We start from the raw sequence: 24,525 nt of genomic DNA on the forward strand, positions 1-24,525 counted from the left end.
TTATGGTGCACTAATTCAGCAGAAATTATATTTACGAACTAAACTGCGCCTCATACAATCGGCTGTAACCCTCGCCTCGTTTGATTAGTTCCTCATGTGAACCTTGTTCTGCAATACCGTCTTTATTTACAACGACGATGCGATCTGCATTTTTAATAGTTGCAAGCCTGTGAGCGATAACTAATGTTGTACGGCCAACAGATAGTTCTGCAAGTGATTTTTGGATAGCAAGTTCTGTCTCTGTATCTAGCGCAGAAGTTGCTTCATCTAAAATTAAAATTGGCGGGTTCTTCAAGAACATACGGGCAATTGCTAAGCGCTGCTTTTGTCCTCCTGAAAGTTTCACACCACGCTCACCGATAACTGTATCTAAACCGTCTGGTTGCGAGTAAATTAAGTCCTCTAGCTGAGCACGTTTTACCGCCTGCCAAATTTCAGATTCTGAAGCTTTTAAGTTTCCGTAAGCGATATTTTCACGAATTGTTCCTGAGAATAAGAAAACATCTTGCTGTACAATTCCGATTTGCTTACGAAGTGACGATAACGTCATCTCTTTGGTGTCAATGCCATCAATTTGAATTGATCCAGATGAGTGTTCATAAAAACGAGGCAATAAACTACATAGTGTTGTTTTCCCTGCCCCTGATGGTCCAACGAAAGCAACTGTTTCACCTGCATGTATTTTCAAACTAATATCGTTTAAAATCGGCTCTTTATTTTCATATCCGAACGTGATGTTATTGTATTGAATATCGCCGTGTACATGTTTAACTTCTATTGCATCTTTAGAATCTACAATATCCGGCTCTGTTTCCAGAAGTTCTACATATCTTTTAAAACCAGCGATTCCTTTCGGATAACTTTCAATAACCGCATTAATTTTTTCAATTGGGCGGAAGAAAATATTCGTTAATAAAACGAATCCAATAAATCCACCGTACGTTAATTCACCTTGCAGAACAAACCATGTACCACATATTAATACAAAGAGTGTTACAAGACGCATCAGCATATAACTAATCGATGAATTTAACGCCATAATTTTATACGCCATTAATTTTGTTGTACGGAAACGAGCATTATTTACAGCAAATTGCTCTTTCTCAAACTTTTCATTTCCGAATGCTTGTACAACGCGGATACCACCTACATTGTTCTCGATACATGCATTGAAATCAGCAACGTCTGAGAATAAACGTCTAAACGTACCTGTCATTTTTTTATTGAAGTAAAGTGCCAACCATAATAAGAACGGGATTACGAAGAATGTTAGAAGTGCTAACTTCCAGTTAATCATCATCATAAATGAAAATGCTCCAACTAAAGTCATAATGGCAATGAATAAATCTTCTGGTCCATGGTGAGCAATTTCCCCAATTTCCATTAAATCGTTTGTAAGACGTGAAATTAAATGACCTGTTTTATTATTATCAAAAAATCTGAATGATAGCTTTTGAATGTGATCAAATAATTTCTGCCTCATATCTGTTTCAATGTTAACCCCAAGCATATGTCCCCAATATGTAACGACATATTGCAAACCTGCATTTAACACATAAACTACGAACAAACCGAAACAAGCCCATAAAATAAGCGTCCAGTTTTGTCCTGGTAATAACTTATCAATAAATTGATTTACGATAAGCGGGAAACCAAGTTCGAGTAAACCTGCGATAACTGCACAGGAAAAATCGAGTACGAATAAACCTTTGTACGGTTTATAGTAAGAAAAAAATTTACGTAGCATATCTTTCCTCCCTTTTCCAAATTAAAAGACTCTCTAAATGATAATCATTATCAAATAATTATTCAAGTTATCCGTCTATGAAACTAAAAAAGTGAGAAAATCTATAAAAAAGCCTAATCCCTCATTTATATCAATGAGAAATTAGGCTTCATTTATATATATTACTTATCGTATTCAAATAAATGTGCCCACTTATAGCGTGCGATCCTTCTATTTTTTCACAAATACATCTTGTGAACAATTCGAAACTTGTAATACCTTCAACACACCTTTTGCTTTTCTACGTTCTTATCCGTTTATTTCCCACTGTGCAATAAACAGTTTAACTTGTAGATTTAAAGTTATATATTAACCCTCCCTAAAGTTTCCCCACTACATTTGGATTTGGAAATAGCGACGAACAGTTTCTTCAATCTCATGCTTTTCTAGTTTTTCTTTTGTTTTTTCTTTTCCATCAACGATAATTAGCGTGTCTCCTAACAAAGTGATACGCCCATTTTCTGTCACTCTTGAAAGGAAATACATCTTGTTGAACATTGATTCTGGAGCTGTTTCAGTTAAGACACAGATTGGATGAATGTTCAACAAGTTCCATTTATGGGAAGGCTGCTCAAATCGATATAGAATCTCCCATTCACCATCAGTCTTTTTTTGCAAATGATAAAACGATGTTGTTTCATCTTTATTTACTCGGTAAAGGCCATCACTATCTACAACTTCCTCTCCATTCAGCGGAACAGGAATTCGTGGCGAATTACCGCCCATACCTACATCCACCAAGTATTCTTTATTATCAATTGGTACGATTATGAATAAGTGAGCATTTTCAAGAGCCCAAATCCCTTCTCTTACATATACTGTTCCTGCCATAAGATACGGGTCAAAACCTAATTCTTTTAGCAGAAAATAAAATATTCCGTTTAACTCGTAGCACACGCCACCCTGCTTCGCATGAACAATTTTTTGATATAAATCTTCTTCACGCAAAGATAGCGGTTTTCTTGCCAAAATATCAAGATTCTCAAAATGAACGTTGAGTACATGTTGTTTTTGAAGATGAGATAAGTAAGGGAAACTTACCTCTCTTTTTTCAGATTGAATATGTTCTAAATATTTTTGAATATCCAAAAATCATCCACCTCATTTTTTTATTTATATTTCTTTTTATAATGTTTCTTTTCACACTCATATTATAAAATTGATTATTGATAAACAAAAATATAAAATAACTATCATATTAATAACTTTGAGTATATAAGAGAAGGTGAACACATTTTATGGAATTACTGCAGCTCAAGTATTTTAAGACAGTCGCTCGTACGGAACATATAACAAAAGCGGCACAGGAACTTCATATCTCCCAACCAGCTTTAAGTGTTACTATCGCTCGATTAGAAGAAGAATTAGGAGTTCCCTTATTCGATCGAGTCGGGAGGCAAATTCGTCTAAACACTTTCGGAAAAGCTTTTCTCAAGCAAGTAGATACAGCCCTTGAGGCACTGGAAGTAGGTAAACGACAAGTTACAGACATGGCTGGATTAGAACGTGGAAGTGTTTTAATAGCTACTACGACCTTAAATCGAGTATCTGAATTACTAGCACCTTTTCTAGACTTATATCCACATATTAACTTCCGCATAACGCAGGCATCCACAGAAGAATTGAAAGTTCAACTCCTTGAAAACGGCGAAATCGACTTTTGTCTTACTCCTTCACCTATTGATCGACTAGGAATCTATAGTCTTCCATTAATGACCGAAGAGATTGTACTAGCTGTGCCGAGTACACATCGTCTCAAAAATCGCCACCGTATCAAGCTAAGTGAAGTAGCAGATGATCCGTTCATCTCCCTAAAGCCAGGATACAGCTTCCGTGAAATTACAGACAAGTTCTGCAGGCGGGCTGGGTTTACGCCCAATGTCGTATGTGAAGGGGATGAACCTGCAGCCATCAGCGGCTTAGTGCGCACCGGTCTTGGTGTTGCCTTTTTACCAATTGCAGCAAAAAAGGAATTACCCCCACTGACGCTTCTCCATATTGAAGAGCCCGTTTGCCATTGGACGCCTCATTTAGTGTGGAATGAAAAACACTACTTATCACTTGCTGCACAAACGTTTCGCGAGTTTGTTGTACAACATTATGCTCAAGTAAAACCGTAAATTGTAACAAAAAAGAAGAGTCTGTATAACTACAATGTTATACAGACTCTTCTTTCATTTCATTTTAATGATTATATAGCTTCCGAATCCCACTCGTGCTCTTGCTGAACAAATACAACACCTAATTCATGATGTCCCCCGGCGTATAATGCCGTTTGAGCAAGACGAAGCTCACCATTTGTATCTACTACTTCTAATTTACAAAACGCTCCTGTCGTCTTCGTTTGAAGCGCGTCATAAAACTCTTCGGTACTTCTTGGAATGATTCCATTTACTTTCGTAATAACTTCTCCAGGCTTTAAATTCATCTCTGCCCCAATTGTATTCGGAATTGTATCTAACACAACAAGTCCATCATTACGTGCGGCAAAGTATGCTGGTCTTTTCTCGTCTGCAATTTTCTCTTGCATCGAGATTGTAAAGCGTCCAAGCATTGCGACTCCCATCGCGATAATTGCGAGTACGTGCCACCAGTAACTTGCGATACCTAAAACGAGTACGAGCCCCGCTAAACCATAGACGCGTCTTCCTGTAAATAATAAAGCTTCCGTCGGCTCATAACTTCTAACCTTTCTCATAAATCCAATTAAAAATGGAACGAGGAATAAAGAGTATGTAGTCGAACCTATTGAAACGACAGGCCACCAAGAAATAAATCCTGTCACCGCGTCTCCTGGTATAAGAATAAATACTGGTACAAGCCATAAACGATTGGATTCATGTAGTCCAATTCGTAGCCCACGCTTACCTTTGTTAATTTTCGGCGTAGAATAACGAACTGCATTTTTAGAGATTAATAAACCCTCTACAACGAGCATAACGCCTAGTAAAATAGCAAGGGATACAATCGTACCCTCTTCACCTTCTCCAAGCTGTAAGAAGGAAACTGGCATCTTAGACGATAACAACACGAGTGCAATCGCGATTCCGAAAGTATAAGCTACAGATAAATATCGATACATAGCAGTTAATCCGAATAATAACGTCCAAAGTAAAATTGCCCATAAACTCGCTTTTGAAACAACAAGCCCAAGCCCAATCGTAATAATGGATACGATTAATCCGTACCCAATACCTGCAAATAGAGTTGTTCGTAGTTCAAACCAAATATCATATACTTTAAAAGAAAAATCTTTTCGTTCTCGTAATATACGTAAGTATCCAACGAAGATACTACTAATTAAAAATACATAGACAGCAGGGTGTAAGAAAAAACGTCCAACTGCTCGTAGTATTTCAAAAAGCCATGCCTCCACGAATTCATTCACCACCATTTATATCATTCTTTCTTTTTATCTTATCATATTTAACACATAAAAAAATACAGGCATCAAAGTGCCTGTATTCTTTCTTATTTCGCTATTAATTTCAATGCCGTCTGTAATTGTAAATCATTTTCTCCAGAACGGATTTTTTCAATGATTTTAGTTTGAATCGCTTCAGCTGTCTTTTTATCAAGTTGTCCTGTTGCTTCCATCTCATTCGCATTTTGGAATGCTTTTAGTGCTGATTCTGTCTCTTTGCTAAAGTATCCATCTTCACGTCCTGGTACATATCCTAAGCTCTTAAGCATTTCTTGTGCGTGTTTTACTTGTACATCATTTGAATTGTATGAAAGTGTCTTTTCAATTTGAATTGGTGTCGCATGATAATAATCTGGTTGCTTCACTTCTACAGTTGGCGCGATTCCTTTTTTATGAATCCAATTGCCATCTGGTGTTAACCATTTAAACATTGTTAATTTAATATTGCTGCCATCTTTAAATGGAACAGCCTGTTGAACAGTACCTTTACCAAACGTTTTTTCACCAATTAAATCGTATCCTTCTCCTTCTTTTAGCGCACCAGCTAAAATCTCTGAAGCAGAAGCACTTCCGTTATCAATTAATACTGAAATTGGATATGACTTTCTCTCTTTCAGTTCCGTAGAGAATTTCTTCTTCTCACCATTTCGCTGTTCTACTTGTAGCATTGGTTTTTTATCTGTCATGATGTCTCCTAGTATATCTTCTACACTATTTAAATAACCGCCAGGATTACCACGCACGTCAATAACTAAGCCTTTTATGTTTTTCTTCTCTAGCTCTTTTAACTGATCCTTAAATTCTTTCGCAGTATTTTCAGCGAAAGAAGTAATTTGCATATAACCGATATCTTTTCCGCTATCTTGCTTTACGGAACTAAATACAGTGAAAATCGGAATCTTTTCACGCTTAATTTTAAATTCTATCGGATCAGCCACTCCTGCGCGCTTAATTTCAATTGCAACAGTCGTTCCTTTTTTACCACGAATTTTTAATACTGCTTCTTCACGTGATAAATCTTTCACACTATTTCCATCTACAGATAAAATTTGGTCATTCGGTTTAATTCCTATCTTTTCTGCTGGTGAACCTTTAATTGGCGATACGATAATAAGCTTACCGTCCGTCTTGTTCACTTCAGCTCCAATCCCTTCAAGTTCAGGATCCAGTGACTGACTAAACTGTTTTGCCGTTTCTTTATCCATATACGTGGAATAAGGGTCCTTCAGCGTAGACAACATTCCCTGTATCGCACCTTCGACTAATTTGTCGTCTTTCACGTCTTCCACATAACGTGAATCAATTAGTGCATACGCCTCATTAATCTTTACCAAATTTCCTTGCGCTGTGCCAGCATTACCATTCGATACTGTTTGTGTTACATACGCTGGGTTTATCCCAAACCAGTACATACCACCAAACATCCCGCCAGCACCAATTAAAAATGCAACAACCATTCCAATAATTGCAACTCTACGTTTCAATGCGGAATTCCCCTTTCCAGAACACACAGGTGGTGTAGCAAAAGGCATCACACGATGTGTGATGCCTTTACCTATTTCTACTATATGATAAGCTTGTACGAATTATGTTTGCAACTTTTTATACTTTTAAGAAGCGACGAATTGACATTACACTTCCCCACATACCGATTAATGCACCGATTAACATTAATAAACCAGCTAATTGGAATACGAATGGGTTGTATGGTAGAAGCTCGAAAATTGTTCCGCCAAGTTTTTCATTAAACACACCTTGCAACGAATTATACATAACTAAAATTAGGCCAATTGGAATAATTGATCCTAATACTCCTAGGAATAATCCCTCTAACAAGAACGGCCAACGAATAAACCAGTTTGTTGCACCAACAAGTTTCATAATTTCAATCTCAGTACTACGAGCATAAATTGTAATTTTAATTGTGTTAGAGATTAAGAACATCGCTGTGAATAGAAGACCCGCAATTAACGCAATCCCGATGTTACGACCAGTTTTTACAGTATCAAATAATTTTTCAACTTGACCTTTACCGTATTGAACATTACTTACAAACTGCATTTTCTCAATCTTTTTCGCAATTGTTGCCGTATCTGTTGGTTCTTTCGCCTTTACAACAAATACGTTTTTCAGTGGGTTATCTTGCTCAAATAACTCGAACGTTTTTCCACTATCGCCTAAGCTTTTAATTAAACGTTTCAACTCTTCTTCTTTAGAAGAATATTTAATAGAATCTACTTTCGCAATTTTACTCATATCTTCTTCTAATTTCTTTTGATCAGCTTCTTTTGCTGCTGGATCAACATGCACACGAATTTCTACATCTTGCTCTACTTTCGTCGCAAAATGGTTCATATTCATAATCGCTGTCAAAAAGACACCTACAAGTAATAATGTAACTGTTACTGCACTTACAGAAGCAAATGTCATCCATCCGTTACGGGATAGATTTTTCACACCTTCTCGCAAATGTCGACTAAGGGTTTTAGCCTTCATATCCGTATCCTCCCTCAATCTCGTCTCGAACAATTTTTCCGCCTTCAATTGCAATTACACGATGACGAATTGTATTTACGATATCTGCGTTATGTGTCGCCATAACAATCGTTGTACCACGCTCATTAATACGTTTAAAAATCTTCATAATATCAAGAGCTGTTTCAATATCTAAGTTACCTGTTGGCTCATCGGCAATTACAACCTTTGGCTTATTTACAATCGCTCTTGCAATCGCCACACGTTGTTGCTCTCCACCCGAAAGCTCATTTGGAAGTGCATCGGCACGCTCTTCAAGACCAACAAGACCTAACACTTCTGTAACGCGCTCACGAATCGCTTCCTTCTCTTCTTCAATTACTTCTAAAGCAAACGCAACATTCTCATATACCGTTAATTTAGGTAGCAATTTAAAATCTTGGAAAATCACGCCTAATTGACGACGGAAATATGGAACATCTCTTTCTGCTAATGTTTCAATTACAAGTCCATTTACATTAATTGATCCTGTAGATGGCTTCTCTTCACGATACATCATTTTAATAAATGTAGATTTTCCGGCTCCACTCGGTCCAACTACGTATACGAATTCACCTTGTTTAATGTTAACTGTGAGACCAGCAATGGCTTTCATACCATTTGGGTACTCCTTATAAACATTCGTCATTTTTATCATTATTTATCACCCAATACTTAATGATTTTTTTAGAAATACTTTTCTGTACATTTGAAAATAAAAGAAAAACCTTTATTTTCATTCGACCATTCTTGTTGAAGGTAGCTTCCATACATGCTTTTTATTAGCAACGCTACTCTATGTAATATATTTCATCAAAATTCTACAAACCCCATTGTAACATCAATCGGTTTCCAATTCGGATACAATTTTGTTACATTTATGTTACATCCTAATAAAAGGTAAACGAGCTCATGTAATTACTTAACTCGAAGCACTTTTCGGTCAAGTTATACAATCAGCTCGTTTATTAATTACGTTTCTTATTTATGCTCCGCTAACCATTCAGCTACTTTTTTCGCATCTTCACCTTGAATAATTCCTGGTGACATTGAACCGCGGCCTTTTTCAATAATCTTTTCAATCTCTGCTGCGTCATATTTCTGTCCTACTTTTCGTAAATCTGGTCCAGTTGCTCCTGATAAATCTTTAGCGTGACAACCTATACAACTTTTTTGGTAAATTTGCTCTGCGCTATCTGTGCTTGCAGATTGTTTTGATGGTTTACTCTCTTCTTTATTTCCACATGCTCCTAAAGCAAAAACGACCGATGTCCCCAGCGTAATAGCCAACAATTTCTTTTTCACTTCTATCGCTCCCCATTGTTGATATTCTTTTCATTCATAATTAGGCAATAGTTTTCATAACACATTCAATATTCATTATAAGCATTATCTTTATATAGAAAAACTAAGGTGTATTTCATATTTTTCACAAATATAGTGAGAAGCCTAATAAAATAAGCTTTCATAAATTGTTTCAATTCTGTGAACACCTTAGAAAGTTCTATAAAGAGCCTTTTTCTCCAATCAAAACTGAGAAATTCTATATAAAGTCCTACTCTATTACCACTTTGTTTTACTATTCTCTACCTTTTACAAAACAATATACGGCATTGTATTCTACATATAATCTCATCAAAAAGAGAAGTTGTCGTTTCCAACTTCTCTTCCTCTTTATTTCATCAATATAAATAAGATAAGCCTCTTTATATCCTCTTGGACCTCAGCATGTGCCAACAATTCTGTTGGCTTTTTCTCTTACTAAATACGAGAACGTAAATACGCATCAATAAACGGATTAATTTCCCCATCCATAACTGCTTGTACGTTACCAACTTCTGTATTTGTACGATGGTCTTTCACAAGAGAATACGGGTGGAATACGTAAGAACGGATTTGGCTGCCCCATCCAATTTCTTTTTGCTCTCCGCGAATCTCATCTAATTGTGCTTGTTGTTCTTCTAATTTCTTTTGATATAATTTCGCTTTTAGCATTTTCATCGCATGCTCACGGTTTTTAATTTGAGAACGCTCTGACTGACATGTTACAACCGTGTTTGTTGGTAGATGAGTTATACGAACTGCTGAATCTGTCGTATTAACGTGCTGTCCACCTGCACCACTTGCACGATACGTATCTATTTTCAAATCTTCTGTACGCACTTCAATTTCAACTTCATCATTGAACTCAGGTACAACTTCACAAGATACGAACGATGTATGACGACGACCTGAAGAATCGAACGGTGAAATACGTACAAGACGATGTACACCTTTCTCCGCTTTCAAGTAACCGTAAGCGTTATGACCTTTAATTAATAATGTAACACTCTTAATACCAGCTTCATCGCCTGGTAAGTAGTCAACCGTTTCTACTTTAAACCTACGTTTTTCAGCCCAGCGCGTGTACATACGTAATAACATAGAACCCCAGTCTTGTGACTCTGTTCCACCTGCACCTGGGTGTAATTCTAAAATAGCGTTATTTTTATCATAAGGATCGCTTAATAGTAACTGCAGCTCGTACTCATTCATTTCTTGAATTAAAGTTTTCACTTCTGATTCTAGTTCCTCATGTAAATCTTCATCATACTCTTCTTTAAGTAAGTCATGCGTCATTTCTAAGTTTTCGAACGTCTCATCTAACTGACGGAACCTTCCAACCATATCTTTCAGCGCATTCGCTTCATTAATTACAGCTTGTGCGCCTTGTTGGTCATCCCAAAATCCTGCGCCCATCATCGTTTCTTCTAATTCTGCAATTTGTTTTTCCTTAGTAGGAAGGTCAAAGAGACCCCCTAAAAGCCGCTAATCTCTTAGCCATTTTTTCTAGTTCTTGCCTAATTTCTACTAATTCCATTTCCTTCACCTCTATGTAATTGCTGTTACTTTCATATGAAAACAAGGGAAACTCTCTCCACTTATTACGGAGAGAGTTTAAACCTTTTCATTATACATTTTTGATGTAAAAGTTTGCAAAGCAGCCTGAACTACAGTTCCCTATTACTGCCCAATGCCACAACAGTTTTTATATTTCTTGCCACTACCGCATTTACATAAATCGTTGCGTCCCATTTGGTCACCTTTTACAACCGGTTTTTTCTTCGCGTCTTCGCCATCGCTTGATGGATGAACAGCTTCACCTTGAACAACTTCTTGACGCTCTAAGTTTTGCTCAATTTCAGCTTTCATAATGTAACGAGAGATTTCCTCTTCAATAGAAGCGATCATCGACTCGAACATTGCGAACCCTTCCATTTGGTATTCACGAAGTGGATCGATTTGTCCGTAAGCACGTAAATGAATACCTTCACGAAGGTGATCCATTGCATCGATATGATCTGTCCATTTCGTATCTACAACACGGAATACAACAACCTTTTCGAATTCACGCGTCTGCTCTTCAGGTAGAAGCTTCTCTCTTTCATTATAACGCTCTAACAATTTCGCGATGATTGATTCGCTCATTTCTTCTGGAGCAAGGCGACGTAACTCTTCTTCTTTTACATCTCCTTCTTCAAGAAGGTTTGTATTTAAGTAATCGACAAGACCTTTAATGCTCCAATCTTCTTCGATTTCTTCTTGCGTATGAAGTGCAACAGCACGTTCTATCGTAGATTTCATCATACCTTCAATAATACTGCGTAAGTTCTCTGAATCCATTACTTCTTGACGCTGTTTATAAATTACTTCACGTTGTTGACGAAGTACATCGTCGTATTGCAATAGCTGCTTACGTGCATCATAGTTATTTCCTTCCACACGTTTTTGCGCAGATTCTACAGCACGAGAAACCATTTTACTTTCGATTGGCTGTGAATCATCCATACCAAGGCGATCCATCATCGCTTTCATATTGTCAGAACCGAAGCGGCGCATTAGTTCGTCTTCCATTGATAAGTAGAACTGTGTTACACCAGGGTCCCCTTGACGACCAGAACGACCACGTAACTGATTATCAATACGACGACTTTCGTGACGCTCTGTACCGATAACTGCTAGGCCAACGTTTCTAATATCGTCGCCTAACTTAATATCCGTACCACGACCAGCCATATTCGTCGCAATTGTTACAGCGCCTTTCATACCAGCTTCTGCAATGATATCTGCTTCACGCGCATGGTTTTTTGCATTTAAGATATTATGACGTACACCTTTACGTGTTAACATTTTTGAAATAAGCTCTGACGTTTCAATTGCAACTGTACCAACAAGAATAGGTTGCCCTTGCTTATGACGATTTACAATATCCTCAACAACTGCATTGAATTTACCTTCCATTGATTTGAAGATTAAATCAGCACGATCATCACGAATAATATCTTTATTCGTTGGAATTACGATAACATTCATATTGTAAATACTACGGAATTCTTCTTCTTCCGTTTTCGCTGTACCAGTCATACCAGATAATTTTTCGTACATACGGAAGTAGTTTTGGAACGTAATTGTTGCAAGCGTCATACTTTCATTTTGAATTTCTACGCCTTCTTTTGCTTCAATAGCTTGATGTAAACCTTCGCTATAACGACGACCTTTCATAAGACGACCAGTGAATTGGTCTACGATTACGATTTCGCCTTCTTGTACAACATAATCTGTATCAAGGTGCATAACAACGTGTGCACGAAGCGCCTGATTAATATGGTGAAGAAGTGCTACATGTTTTAAATCGAATAAGTTATCGATATGGAAAGCTTTCTCAGCTTTCGTAATACCATCTTCTGTTAACATTACATTTTTCGTTTTCACATCAAATGAATATTCTTTTTCATTTTCTAATGTACGAACGAATGCATTTGCAAACATGTATAGCTCTGCTGATTTTTGAGCTTGTCCCGAAATAATAAGCGGCGTACGTGCTTCATCGACTAAAATAGAATCGACTTCATCGATGATAGCAAAATTAAGTGGACGCTGAACGCACTGCTCTCTATATAACACCATGTTGTCACGTAAGTAATCGAACCCAAGCTCGTTATTTGTGCTATACGTAATATCAGCAGCATAAGCAGCTTGTTTCTCTTCACGTGACATACTATTTAAGTTAATCCCTACAGTTAGGCCAAGGAACTCATGAAGTTGTCCCATTTCGCTCGCATCACGTTGCGCTAAGTATTCATTGACTGTAACAACGTGAACACCTTTTCCTGTTAATGCGTTTAAATATACAGGTAAAGTAGATGTTAACGTTTTACCTTCACCTGTTTTCATCTCAGAGATATTTCCTTCATGTAAGGCGATACCACCCATTAGCTGTACGCCATATGGACGCATTCCAAGAACACGATTCGCTGCTTCACGAACAACCGCAAAAGCTTCAGGAAGTAGATCATCTACTGTCTCACCTTTTGTTAGACGTTCTTTAAATTCAATCGTCTTTCCTTTTAATTGTTCATCAGTTAGCGGCTTAATAGATGATTCTAATGCATCAATTTGCTCCACTGTCTTCTGCATACGTTTAATTTGGCGTTGGTTGACATCAAATACCTTTTTTAAAATACCGATCATAGGAAATACGCTCCTCTTTTATTAAAATAAAACTTCCGATTGCTTTCTTTTTCTCTTTACAATCAGTCGTTATAAAAATCAAATTTATGTTATGCCAATTTTTCTCCTAATTAAAAAACTAAAATGTATAAACCTAATGATAATTGTAACACTTGTCTTATAACTATGACAACAATCGTCCAAATGTCGAGCCATAGATTCAGAAAAAGTTTTTATTTTATTTTATTTTTTCCAACAAACTACTATCTCTTCGTTACAAATTTTGTATTAAATCTAAGTAGTATTCTTTCAAGTTCTCTTTTAAAGAAGATGGCTCAATTATTTTTATAGTTTTACCAAAACTAGCTAGATATGAAATGATAAAGTTGATTTCAGCAGGCTCATAAGTTCCTATTAAATATGTATCTTCACATTCTTCCCATAATTTCATCGAAGGATATTGTTGTTGCTTGAATATCTCTATCCCCCTCGCAGTAATTGAGCATTTAAATTGAATAGCTTGTTCAGTTGCCTTCCAAAGACTATGTGCGTTATGTATATTTATATTTTCCAAATCCAGACTATCCTGAGCATCTACCATTTCTAACGACCTAATACGATCACAGCGAAACACTCGATAAGTCGCTTTATCTAAATCGTAAGCCTGACAATACCAATAACCTTTCATTGCATAAATCGAAATCGGCTGAATACGGCGCATTGTCGTTTGTTTCGGCGTTACATAGTTTATAGTTAAAGCCCTATTTTGAACAGCAGCTAACAAAATCTCTTCTAGATAACCACATTCATGTGCTTGTTCCAAATGAAAAAGGATACTCTTTTTTGCAAGTTTTCAATTTGCTCACGCTGTTTTGACGAAACACTATCTAAAAATTTCTTATTAATGGAACGAAACGAGATTTGAAAAGGAATACTTACAAAACTACTTAGTGCCTGCATTGCAAAATAAAGTGCAAAAACTTCATGATTTGTAAATGAAATCGGTGGTAATGTCATCGTTTTTATTAAACGATACCCTCCATACCGACCATACTCTGCAAAAAGAGGTACACCCATTTCCTCTAATGATGCAATATCACGTAAAGCTGTCCTTTTTGAAATTTGAAATTCATCCATTAAATCTTTCAATGTGAATATTTGTTTTTGATTAATAAAACGTAGCATCTGATTTAAACGCTCAACTTTTTTCATAAACTCTCCCTATAGGTGCCACATATTGGCACCTTATATTTGTATAGTAATAAGTGTAAACATATATGAAGGAGGCAATACAATGAACTTTGAAGTAATCCCTTTTTTATCATTAAATGGGCAAGGTGCTAAAGCAATTGCATTTTACGAACAGTATTTAGACGCAAAAGTTTTATTTAAAAAGAATTATAAAGAAATGAAAGAAATAGATCCGAATTTCACGTATAAAGAAAGCCAAGAACATTATATTACCCATTCCGTTTTACAAATTGGCACTAATAAAATTATGATTGCAGAACAGGCAGTGGATTCCACACGCCCTTGGCAATTAAGTAATAGCTCATCATTATGCATTCAATCTAAAGATTTCCAAACCATTGAAGCACTCTATCACAATCTAATTCAACATGATGAGGTTTATATTTTAACACCCTTTGAAAAAAACTCCTTCAGCCCTGGTTACGCCATTGTGCGAGATCCTTTTGGAATAGTAATACAATTGACCGTTACAAAACATGACTTCTAAATTTCATTACGAATAAGCCATTTAAATTCATATCAATATTACAAGATAGGAAGGCAAAAACATATAAAAAAAGCGCAGCCATTTCGGCTGCGCTTTTGAATGATTATTTAGTTTCGATTAAACCATATTTCCCATCTTTACGGCCATATACAACATTAGTTTCATTTGTATCAGCATTTGTGAAGACGAAGAAACTATGTCCTAGCATATCCATTTGCAAGATCGCTTCTTCAACGTCCATCGGTTTTAAATCGAATCGTTTTGTACGTACAAGTTCTAATTCATCCTCTTCTACCGCATCCAGAACAGCTACTGCTTCTGGAAGGATAAAGTTAGTTTTCACAGAACCTTTCTCACGTAATTTACGGTTTACTTTTGTTTTATGTTTACGAATTTGTCGCTCAATTTTATCAACTACTAAATCAATCGCAGCGTACATATCACTATTTGTTTCTTCTGCACGAAGTAATAAATCTGTAAATGGAATTGTTACCTCGATGCGTTGCTTGTCAGAGTATACTTTTAAATTAACCTTAATCTCTGGGAATGTATCAAAATAACGCTCTAATTTACTTAGTTTTTTCTCTACATATTCCTTTAATGCTGGAGTTACTTCAATATTTTCACCACGAATGTTGAATTTCATAGATGAATTCCTCCTTTCAAGCCTATGTACTATAATTTCGACATTGGCTTAAAAACTCCTTCTAATTTTTTTGAAAAATTAGTGGAATTGCGATTTTTTTATCGTTTTTTGTTGAAATGAAAAGATGCATCGTTTCTATCTTTATTTTATCCTATTAACATCATGAATAACGAATGTAACTGTGGACAATTAGTTACAGAAAAGAAACAACTTTTTGACAACTTACCCACAACAAAAAAGCCCTTGTTACGAGCAAGAGCTTTCGCCATCTATATAATGCTGTTAAAAATACAGCTCTATCTTTTCCAAAAACTTAATTTTTACAGTTTCACAACATTAGCCGCTTGTGGCCCACGTGCTCCATCAACAATATCAAACTCCACTTGTTGACCTTCTTCTAACGACTTATACCCATCTTGTTGAATAGCAGAAAAATGAACAAACACATCGTCACCATCCTCACGCTCAATAAACCCAAATCCCTTTTCTGCATTGAACCATTTTACTCGTCCTTGCATGTTCATTCCATTCCCTTCACTCTTAAAATCAGGGCATTCGCCCCATATTCTGACTATAGCGAATGACAAGACTGTAAGTCAAAGAAGACCTGTCGTCTTTTTATTACCCCTTTCGACATTCACATATTAACCTCTACAAAGCGTCAAACAAGAAACCTCTCTCGCTCCTCGATCATACAAAAGGCTTCCAATTTGCCTAACAGTAATTCCTGTCGTATACACATCATCCACGATTAAAACATGTTGCTCATGAAACATCTCTTCTCCCTGAAAATAAAAAGGATTAACTCCTGATATCCTTTCTTTACGCTTCTTCTTACTTTGTTTTTCTGTTTCAATTCTTCTTAATGATGTACAAAACATTTTGATAGGCAAACAAGAAGCTAGTAACTCCGCTTGATTAAAACCACGCTCGTATTCTCGCTCTTCACTAAGAGGAACAGGAATGGCAACTGAAACATTCGCAAAATATTTTTGAAAAAGACTTCGAAAAGGCTGATGAAAAATATGCACTAATTCAGCATCTCCTCGAAATTTAAACTGTGCTAATATTTCTTTCATCGCTTCATCATACACATACAACGAACGATTTATGAGAGGCGGAAACCCCTGCTCGTTCGTCCACCTTATGCAGTCCATACAAATATCCCCGTTTTTATATTCAGCTGGTACAAGTTCTAAAGGCCGACCACACTCCTTGCAAATATCTCCTATAATATAGGAAAGTTTTTGTTCACATCTATCACATATATACTTTTTATGAAGCTTAACAAAAAAAGTGTACCAACTAATCGCATATGAAATATACTCATCACAAAGTAGACAATGCATCAATCTATCAATCCTTGTTCTTTAGCATTCTTATTCATACTTTGAATATGTTTTTTCGCACGCACCATCGCCTCTGTCTTTCCATAATGAAAATAGATAACATCTCCATGCGGTTCATCAGAGCTTCTGCCAGCACGCCCTGCAATTTGAACGAGAGCACTTTCTGAAAATATTTCTTCCTCAGCTCCTAAAACTGCAACTTGTAAATTTTTCACAGTTACTCCTCGTTCCAAAATCGTCGTTGTAACTAATAAAGGGATTTCTCCTTTTCTGAAAGCTGCTACCTTCTCTTTTCTCGCCGGATCTTCTGCATGCACACCGTCAATTTGATTGTTTAATGATTTTAATAACTAGCTAATTTCTTCTACATATCGCACATGAGGAATAAATAGAAAAATGGGGTATCGTTTCGATAAGTACAGATTTAACCATTGTAATAAAGCACGAGGAATTTTTTTACGTATAAGACCCTTTTTCCAATTTCCGCACCACTGAAATATCGGAACTGGCAATGGATGACGATGGTATCGCCCTGAAATAATAACCCCTTTTTGCTTACCACTTCGCAACTTACGCTTCCACTTTTCATCTGGAGTTGCAGTTAAATAAATACGTGCTGCCTTCTCTTTCATCGCTTCATTTACTGCATACTGCAACATCTTATCTGCATGATACGGAAAAGCATCTATCTCATCTACAATCATGACATGGAACGCCCTATAATAACGTAACAATCGTTCTCGGCGTTGCAATACAAACTCTTTCTCCCTTTTGTAGTGCCTCTGCAATTCCGCGAAACAACATTTCTGTTTTTCCAGCCCCGCACACCGCCCAAATAAAAAATGATTCTTTCTGCTTAACAGCGTCAACGACACTTTGCGCAGCTAACTCCTGACCGTCAGACAAAACGCCTTCCCACTGTAACGGATTCAAATAACTTTCTCCGCTTATTTCAGCAATCCCGCGAACAAGTACAGTACATTCACTTACCCTGCCCATCGTTATACATTTCCGGCAATACGTACATACTTCATTGCACCTTTTACATAGCAATGATACAAATAGTCGCTGCTCTATATTTCCGCAGCGCTGACACATATATTTTGAAGACTTCTTAATTACCCCTTGTACACAAACGACGTCTCGATTCCTTTTCAGATGATCCAATTTATCCTGCAAATCTGAAGAGAGTTCTTCTAACAGTAACTGTCTACCAGCTAACATCATCAATAGCCACCTCCAGCACTACTATAAATCCTTCTCTTTATCTCGTAAAAACTCAAAAAAGCCGATAACCTACTTATAAAATAGTAAGCTATCGACTTTATACACGTTTTTTATTCAATTATAAATCCTATAATCTACCGTAACCTAAGAAATGTTTTTGGTTGTAAGAGCTATTTACACTACCGTAAGTAACACCTGTTGACTCATCAGCAGCATGAATTATTTGACCGCCACCAATGTAAATTCCAACGTGAGATACGCCTTCTCTGTAAGTACCTTGTAAGAAGATAAGATCTCCTGGCTTCGCTTCAGATGCACTAATTTTTTGTACAGAGCTCCATAAGCTTCTTGTATCTTGACGACCTAAACCGTAAACATAAGAGATTAGTCCACTGCAGTCAAAACCACCATTTGAAATTGACGCACTACCCCATACATATTTTAGGCCCACTAAACCTCTAGCTTTTTCAACAACATCCTGTCTGCCACCTTGAGTATCCGGAACTGGAACTGGAGTTGGAGTTGGAGTTGGAGTTGGCTTTTTCGCTTCTTCTTTTTTAGGCTCTTCTTTTTGAGCTTGTCCAGCATTGTTTGCTGGAGCAGCTTGTTCTGCAGGCGCTTGCGCTGGTGCAGCTTGTTGAGCTTGTGCTTCTTTAGCAGCTTGCTCTGCTTGTTTTTGAGCAGCAGCTTCTTGTGCCGCTTTTTCTTGCGCTTCTTTTTCAGCGATTTGTTGTAATTTTAATGCCTGTTGTTCAAGCTCTTTCAATTGACCTTCCGTACTTGTCATTGTAGTTACAACTGTATCCATTTTACCACTTAAATCGTTTACTGCTGTTGCTTTTTTCTCTTTTTCAACGTCAAGTTCTTTCTTAGCAGTTTCAATTTGAGCTTGTGCTTCTTTTAATTCTTTTTGTTTTTCTTTTACTGTCTCAACATCTTTTTTCACGTTCGTTTGATCTTCTTGTTGTGTTTTCATGATATCTTCGTCAGATTCCATAATTTTAGACACAGAAGCTAAACGATCAACTAAATCTGCAACGTTTTTAGAGTTTACAAGAACTTCTGTTACAATGTTCGTATTTGGCTGTTCTTGTAGTGCAACTAAACGTTTTCTTAATAACTCTTCACGTTTTGCAATCTTTGTTTGTAGTTCTGCAATATTTTTATTTTTATTTTCGATTAATTGCTCAGTATCAGAAACTTTTTTTGTTGTTTCATCAAGTTTTGAAGCGTTCTCTTGAACAGACTTATCCAAACCTTGGATTGTTTTGTTTAAGTCATTCATTTGTTTTTGTAATTCATCACGTTCTAGTTGTTGTTTATGTAAAGTATCATTTTGTGTGTTAATTTGTGATTTCACGTCAGAAATTTTATCTTCTGCAAATACATTTGGTGTTAGCCCAGAAAACATTAACCCTGCAACTAATGCGCAAGATGCCATTTTTAGCTTTTTCATTTTATTTTTTACACCGCTTTCTTTTTTTCATTTTCCGTATATAACCTATTAAAATTTATACCATAATTCGGGAGTTTTTTTGCTAATGTTACGGTTTTGTAAAATAAATGTAATATTACATTTATCTCTATAGCAAAGTATATCTAAATTTGTATATATATGTAGAATTTTAAGAGCCTTACACCGTTTTTTATAGGATTGAAAAAAAACGTAAGGGAACCCCTTACGTTTTGAAAATACTCCAATATGAATGAAATAGAAACGTTACTTCATCCATTTCTCAGCCCAATTTTGGACCTCATCCATAACACTTTCCAACGCTTTCCCTTTATCAGTTACACCGTACTCGATTCTAACTGGTACTTCTGGATAAACATTACGAACTACAATACCTTCGCCTTCTAATTCCTTTAAACGTTCTGACAACATACGATCGCTCATATTCGGTATAATATCTGCGATTTCTCTGAAACGTTTCGGCTCTTCGAGCAAAGATTTAATAATTAAGCCAGTCCATTTCTTACTAAGCATTGTAAAAGCTGACTCAAACTTTGGACATAAACAAGAATTATGCTCCATATGTTTCACCTCTCTTCTATTATAAAATAGTTTCTTGTAAAAAGTAAGTAATAAAACTTTCCTCATTATTTAATTTTACGTACATTTTACCATTTCCAAATATTAACTTGTCAAATCTCCGTAAAATACCCGTGAAAAAACCCTCTTCAAGTAAGAGAGCTTTTATATCTTTATCACTTCGTATACCAACCTAAACCAAGCGCACCTTCACCTAAATGCGTCCCAATTACAGCTCCGAAATAACTCGTACGAATTGTAACATGAGGGTATATCTCTTCTAATTCTTGTTTCCATTCATTAGCTTCCTCTTCACGATTCGCATGAATAATAACAGCTTCCATAGGCACACCTTTATTTGCCTGCTCATCAAAGATTTCAACGATACGCTTTAACGCTTTTTTACGCGTACGAATTTTTTCGAATGGAATAATTACTTTATCTCTAAAGTATAATACTGGTTTTACTTGTAACAAACTACCAATGAAAGCTTGTGCACTATTTAATCTTCCACCACGTTGTAAATGATGTAAATCATCCACTACAAAATAAGCATCCATCGTTTGCTTCATTTCATCAAAGCGAGCGATAATCTCTTCTGGGGCTTTCCCTTCACTTACTAATTCCGCCCCTTCACGCACGTAAAACCCTTGTACTTCACAACTAATTTCAGAGTCGTACGTATATACATCAATACCATCTACCATCTGTCCAGCTGCCGTTGCTGTTTGATATGTACCACTAATTCCACTGGAAAGGTGAATGCTAATAACTGCATCATATTCTTTAGATAACTCTTCATATAACTCTAAAAACTTTCCAATTGCTGGTTGCGAAGTTTTCGGAAGTTCTTCTTGTTCACGTACTTTTATATAAAAATCATTTGCTGAAACTTCAGCCTCTTCTTGATAAGATTCCGTTCCAAACACAACGTTTAATGGGATCATATATATATTGAGTTCGTCACGAATATGCTTCGGTATATATGCTGTACTATCGGTAACAATAGCTGTTTTCATTTTCGTACCTGCCTTATAAAAAATTTTTATCCCCTAATTTTACACGAAAACTAGAAAAGGTGCATCCATACATAAAAATGCCGGCTAGAAACTACAATCACTCGCTCGACAAATTACAACAAAAAGATAAAATACTCACCAAAAATTTCAACATATTTGTAAAAAATGTTTGAATATAAAAACGCTCGCTTTTAAAATGTAAAGTACTAGTTATTTTGAAAGATAGGGGCGTATACCATTGTTATTACAATATTTAACAATCAAAGGCTATGGAGAGCACGAAATTGTGATTCAAAAATCAAGATTCATTTGCTATGTGAATCGCGCCACAACGGAAGAGGAAGCTCAAGCATTTATACAAAAAATAAAAAAACAGCATTGGAATGCAACACATAATTGTTCCGCATATTTAATCGGTGAACAAGATCAAATTCAAAAGGCAAACGATGACGGCGAACCGAGCGGCACAGCTGGTGTACCTATGTTAGAAGTATTAAAAAAGCGAGGTCTAAAGGATACTGTCGTTGTCGCCACGCGCTATTTTGGTGGCATTAAACTTGGTGCTGGTGGATTAATTCGCGCATATGGAAAATGTACAAGTGAAGGACTTAATCACGTAGGCGTTGTTGAGCGAAAACTAATGCGCGTTATGGAAACAGAAATTGATTACACATTGCTTGGCAAAGTTGAAAATGAATTACGTAATTCAGAATATAACATTAAAGATATACATTATCTAGAAAACGTCACATTCGATACGTATGTAGAAGAAAATCGAAAACAAACATTTACAGATTGGATGATTGAATTAACAAACGGGAAGTGTACAATTAAAGAAGGAGATATGTTGTACTTAGAACAAGGTGTTATCTAAGAATAGCTAACGTCTCACCTTTAAAGATTAATGTAGTGAATTAATTCCCTACAAATGAACTAAGGAGATTATATATGGAAGAACGTTATTATCATCTCCAAAATAGCCGAATAAAAAAGAAACGTAGAAGAAAGTTTTTCTTCTTTCTTATTTTCGTATTTTTATTTGGTAGCGTAGGACTTTATATGTTAAATTCCTACACTTCTCTCATGGGGATGTACAGTGGATTTAGCCGTGAAAAATCTAAATTACGAGCAGAAGATGTGGAAATCACAAAAAAACCTTTCACAATACTAATTATGGGTATTGAGGATTACGCAACAGATGGTCAAAACGGCAGAACAGATTCACTCATGTTCGCGACAGTTAATCCAAACTCAAAAAAGGTTTCACTTATGAGTATCCCACGCGATTCTCGTGTTAAGATTGTTGGCAAAAATAAAGAAGACAAAATTAACGCTGCCCATGCTTACGGTGGAGAAAAAATGGCAATCGACACCGTCGAAGAGTTTTTAAAAGTTCCTGTTGATCATTATATTAAAATTGATTTCCAAGGATTTAAAGGTATCGTTGATGCTGTTGACGGTATTACCGTTGATGTCCCCTTCGATTTCTGGGAACGCTCTGACGTGGATTACTATAAAAAAATCCAATTTAAACAAGGTCAACAGAACTTAAATGGTGAAGAAGCACTCGCATACGTCCGTATGCGAAAGCAAGATCCTAACGGTGATTATGGTCGAGCTGCTAGACAAAGACAAGTACTGGCTGCTGTTGCCCAAAAGCTAAACTCTGCTTCTACCGTATTTAAAATTAAAGATTTAACAAAGGTAGTTGGAAAATATATAAAAACCGATATTCCTATTTCAGACGGACTTGCTCTTTACAATAAAATCTCTGGATTCGACCCTTCTACAATACAAACGTTAAAACTTGAAGGAGAAGACAGAAAAATTGGCGGTATTTATTACTTCCTTCCAGATCCAATCAGTGTAGAGACTGTACGTAACGAAATTGAAAAGGAAATAGGAGAAAAAGCAAAAGTTCCAACAGAGACTACGAAAAATGAGAATACAAATTCCGATTCAAATTCTAACTCCAGCGCAAAAGCAAAGAAGGAGCCGAGTGAGAACAAAACACCACCGCCTCCTCCCCCTTCTACAAATGCTCATGCAGAGTGGATTATGAGGAATCATGAATAAAAAAAGAGCCAAATCGTATACGATTTGGCTCTTTTTATTTCACGCAATTGTTGTTACTTCTTAAAGTGTTGTAAAATCGCTTCTACAATACGCTCAGACGCACGGCCATCACCGTAAGGGTTAGATGCTTTCGTCATCTTATCATGAGCTTCTTTATCAGATAACAACTCATCAGCAAGACCAAAGATTGTCTCTTCATCTGTTCCTGCTAATTTCAACGTACCTGCTTCGATACCTTCTGGGCGTTCCGTCGTATCACGAAGGACAAGGACTGGCACACCTAGTGATGGTGCTTCCTCTTGTACACCACCAGAATCAGTTAACATTAAGTATGAACGAGCTGCAACGTTATGGAAATCAATTACATCTAACGGCTCAATTAAATGAATACGACTATGCTCGCCTAAAATATCATTCGCTATTTCGCGAACAACAGGATTCATATGAACAGGGTATACAACTTGTACATCTTCGTGCTTATCAACAAGACGCTTAATTGCACGGAACATATTGCGCATTGGTTCTCCTAAATTTTCACGACGGTGTGCTGTCATAAGTACAAGACGATCATTTCCAAGTTTCTCTAACACCGAATGGCTATAAGTTTCTTTTACAGTTGTCTTCAGTGCATCGATCGCTGTATTTCCTGTTACGAAAATGCGTGACTCATCTTTATTTTCTTTTTGTAAGTTCGTTGCTGATTTTGTTGTAGGTGAGAAATGAAGATCCGCCATTACACCTGTTAGTTGGCGATTCATCTCTTCTGGATATGGAGAATACTTATCCCATGTACGAAGTCCTGCTTCAACATGTCCTACTGGAATTTGATTATAGAAAGCAGCTAAGCTTGCAATAAATGTCGTCGTTGTATCACCATGCACAAGTACGATATCAGGCTTCGCTTCTTTCATTACTTTATCTAAACCTTCTAAACCACGTGTTGTAATATCGATTAACGTTTGACGATCTTTCATGATATTCAAATCGAAATCTGGCGTAATTCCAAAGATATTTAATACTTGATCTAACATTTGACGGTGTTGTGCTGTTACAGTCACAATTGATTCAATCTTTTCTGGGTGCTTTTGCAACTCTAATACAAGAGGTGCCATTTTAATAGCTTCTGGTCGTGTCCCGAAAATTGTCATTACTTTTAAACGTTCAGTCATTTCATTGCCTCTTTTCTTTCACTAGTTAAAACTTCTATTATCGCATATAAAAATA

At 36.5% G+C, this 24,525-nt stretch carries 19 protein-coding genes and 3 pseudogenes; 4 read left to right on the forward strand and 18 right to left on the reverse strand.

The features are described from left to right. Window positions 1-31: 31 nt before the first annotated feature. Both NSS97_RS26045 and NSS97_RS26050 read right to left on the reverse strand, forming a co-directional pair. Complete coding sequence (locus NSS97_RS26045) at window positions 32-1,747, reverse strand: ABC transporter ATP-binding protein (protein WP_012261982.1); 1,716 nt, start codon at window positions 1,745-1,747, stop codon at window positions 32-34. Window positions 1,748-2,119: 372 nt separating this feature from the next. Continuing rightward, window positions 2,120-2,875 (reverse strand): arylamine N-acetyltransferase family protein, encoded by a 756-nt coding sequence (locus NSS97_RS26050; protein ID WP_107887213.1) that lies wholly within the window; start codon window positions 2,873-2,875, stop codon window positions 2,120-2,122. Window positions 2,876-3,024: 149 nt separating this feature from the next. Here NSS97_RS26050 and NSS97_RS26055 point away from each other — a divergent pair, with 149 nt between their 5' ends. After that, complete coding sequence (locus tag NSS97_RS26055; RefSeq protein WP_107887212.1) at window positions 3,025-3,906, forward strand: LysR substrate-binding domain-containing protein; 882 nt, start codon at window positions 3,025-3,027, stop codon at window positions 3,904-3,906. 71 nt (window positions 3,907-3,977) lie between these two features. On the opposite strand, the gene NSS97_RS26060 is transcribed toward NSS97_RS26055, so the two are convergent. The 8 genes and pseudogenes from NSS97_RS26060 to NSS97_RS26095 all read right to left on the reverse strand — a co-directional run bounded on the left by NSS97_RS26060 (window position 3,978) and on the right by NSS97_RS26095 (window position 14,426). After that, window positions 3,978-5,162 (reverse strand): PDZ domain-containing protein, encoded by a 1,185-nt coding sequence (locus NSS97_RS26060; RefSeq protein ID WP_172798714.1) that lies wholly within the window; start codon window positions 5,160-5,162, stop codon window positions 3,978-3,980. Between the two features lie 95 nt (window positions 5,163-5,257). Further along, window positions 5,258-6,694: a S41 family peptidase gene (locus NSS97_RS26065; RefSeq protein WP_012261984.1), complete on the reverse strand. Its 1,437-nt coding sequence runs from the start codon at window positions 6,692-6,694 to the stop codon at window positions 5,258-5,260. A 118-nt stretch (window positions 6,695-6,812) separates the two neighbouring features. Continuing rightward, complete coding sequence (gene ftsX, locus NSS97_RS26070; protein ID WP_002089596.1) at window positions 6,813-7,706, reverse strand: permease-like cell division protein FtsX; 894 nt, start codon at window positions 7,704-7,706, stop codon at window positions 6,813-6,815. Continuing rightward, window positions 7,696-8,382: a cell division ATP-binding protein FtsE gene (gene ftsE, locus NSS97_RS26075; RefSeq protein WP_003192357.1), complete on the reverse strand. Its 687-nt coding sequence runs from the start codon at window positions 8,380-8,382 to the stop codon at window positions 7,696-7,698. Before ftsE ends, ftsX begins: the two co-directional genes overlap by 11 nt. A gap of 323 nt (window positions 8,383-8,705) precedes the next feature. Further along, window positions 8,706-9,029 carry a cytochrome c551 gene (gene cccB / locus NSS97_RS26080; RefSeq protein WP_002016129.1) on the reverse strand — a complete coding sequence of 108 codons (324 nt, stop codon included), beginning with the start codon at window positions 9,027-9,029 and terminating at the stop codon, window positions 8,706-8,708. 456 nt (window positions 9,030-9,485) lie between these two features. Then, window positions 9,486-10,584, reverse strand: a protein-coding gene (gene prfB / locus NSS97_RS26085; protein WP_100248371.1) for a peptide chain release factor 2 whose coding sequence is annotated in 2 segments (ribosomal slippage) — window positions 9,486-10,511 and window positions 10,513-10,584 — 1,098 coding nt in all. Because the reading frame shifts where the segments join, the coding sequence is not laid out codon by codon here. Window positions 10,585-10,727: 143 nt separating this feature from the next. Next, on the reverse strand, window positions 10,728-13,235 hold the full coding sequence (gene secA / locus NSS97_RS26090) for a preprotein translocase subunit SecA (protein ID WP_002034761.1): 2,508 nt from the start codon (window positions 13,233-13,235) through the stop codon (window positions 10,728-10,730). Between the two features lie 253 nt (window positions 13,236-13,488). Beyond that, a pseudogene (locus NSS97_RS26095) lies at window positions 13,489-14,426 on the reverse strand (helix-turn-helix transcriptional regulator). A gap of 82 nt (window positions 14,427-14,508) precedes the next feature. Here NSS97_RS26095 and NSS97_RS26100 point away from each other — a divergent pair. Continuing rightward, window positions 14,509-14,952, forward strand: coding sequence for a VOC family protein (locus NSS97_RS26100; protein ID WP_002139133.1), 444 nt, complete (start codon window positions 14,509-14,511; stop codon window positions 14,950-14,952). A 103-nt stretch (window positions 14,953-15,055) separates the two neighbouring features. On the opposite strand, the gene hpf is transcribed toward NSS97_RS26100, so the two are convergent. From hpf to NSS97_RS26135, 7 genes and pseudogenes are all read right to left on the reverse strand, one after another. Further along, window positions 15,056-15,598, reverse strand: coding sequence for a ribosome hibernation-promoting factor, HPF/YfiA family (hpf, locus tag NSS97_RS26105; RefSeq protein ID WP_002034758.1), 543 nt, complete (start codon window positions 15,596-15,598; stop codon window positions 15,056-15,058). Window positions 15,599-15,918: 320 nt separating this feature from the next. Then, window positions 15,919-16,116 (reverse strand): cold shock protein CspC, encoded by a 198-nt coding sequence (cspC, locus tag NSS97_RS26110; RefSeq protein ID WP_001990088.1) that lies wholly within the window; start codon window positions 16,114-16,116, stop codon window positions 15,919-15,921. Window positions 16,117-16,242: 126 nt separating this feature from the next. After that, window positions 16,243-16,947 (reverse strand): ComF family protein, encoded by a 705-nt coding sequence (locus NSS97_RS26115; RefSeq protein ID WP_107887211.1) that lies wholly within the window; start codon window positions 16,945-16,947, stop codon window positions 16,243-16,245. Then, window positions 16,947-18,171: pseudogene (locus NSS97_RS26120) on the reverse strand (DEAD/DEAH box helicase). Before NSS97_RS26120 ends, NSS97_RS26115 begins: the two are co-directional and overlap by 1 nt. Window positions 18,172-18,301: 130 nt before the next feature. Next, window positions 18,302-19,761: pseudogene (locus NSS97_RS26125) on the reverse strand (C40 family peptidase). 133 nt (window positions 19,762-19,894) lie between these two features. Continuing rightward, window positions 19,895-20,209 carry a winged helix-turn-helix transcriptional regulator gene (locus NSS97_RS26130; RefSeq protein ID WP_002089608.1) on the reverse strand — a complete coding sequence of 105 codons (315 nt, stop codon included), beginning with the start codon at window positions 20,207-20,209 and terminating at the stop codon, window positions 19,895-19,897. Window positions 20,210-20,382: 173 nt separating this feature from the next. Further along, entirely contained in the window at window positions 20,383-21,225 is an 843-nt protein-coding gene (locus tag NSS97_RS26135; protein ID WP_107887209.1) for a DegV family protein, read from the reverse strand. 238 nt (window positions 21,226-21,463) lie between these two features. Here NSS97_RS26135 and NSS97_RS26140 point away from each other — a divergent pair, with 238 nt between their 5' ends. After that, window positions 21,464-22,099, forward strand: coding sequence for a YigZ family protein (locus NSS97_RS26140; protein WP_107887208.1), 636 nt, complete (start codon window positions 21,464-21,466; stop codon window positions 22,097-22,099). 74 nt (window positions 22,100-22,173) lie between these two features. Further along, on the forward strand, window positions 22,174-23,301 hold the full coding sequence (locus tag NSS97_RS26145; protein ID WP_107887207.1) for an LCP family glycopolymer transferase: 1,128 nt from the start codon (window positions 22,174-22,176) through the stop codon (window positions 23,299-23,301). Between the two features lie 53 nt (window positions 23,302-23,354). Here NSS97_RS26145 and wecB read toward each other — a convergent pair whose 3' ends face one another. Continuing rightward, entirely contained in the window at window positions 23,355-24,470 is a 1,116-nt protein-coding gene (gene wecB / locus NSS97_RS26150) for a non-hydrolyzing UDP-N-acetylglucosamine 2-epimerase (RefSeq protein ID WP_002034751.1), read from the reverse strand. Window positions 24,471-24,525 lie beyond the last annotated feature (55 nt).

The sequence above is a fragment of the Bacillus sp. FSL R12-0074 genome, assembly GCF_038005725.1.
Lineage (GTDB): Bacteria > Bacillota > Bacilli > Bacillales > Bacillaceae_G > Bacillus_A > Bacillus_A mycoides.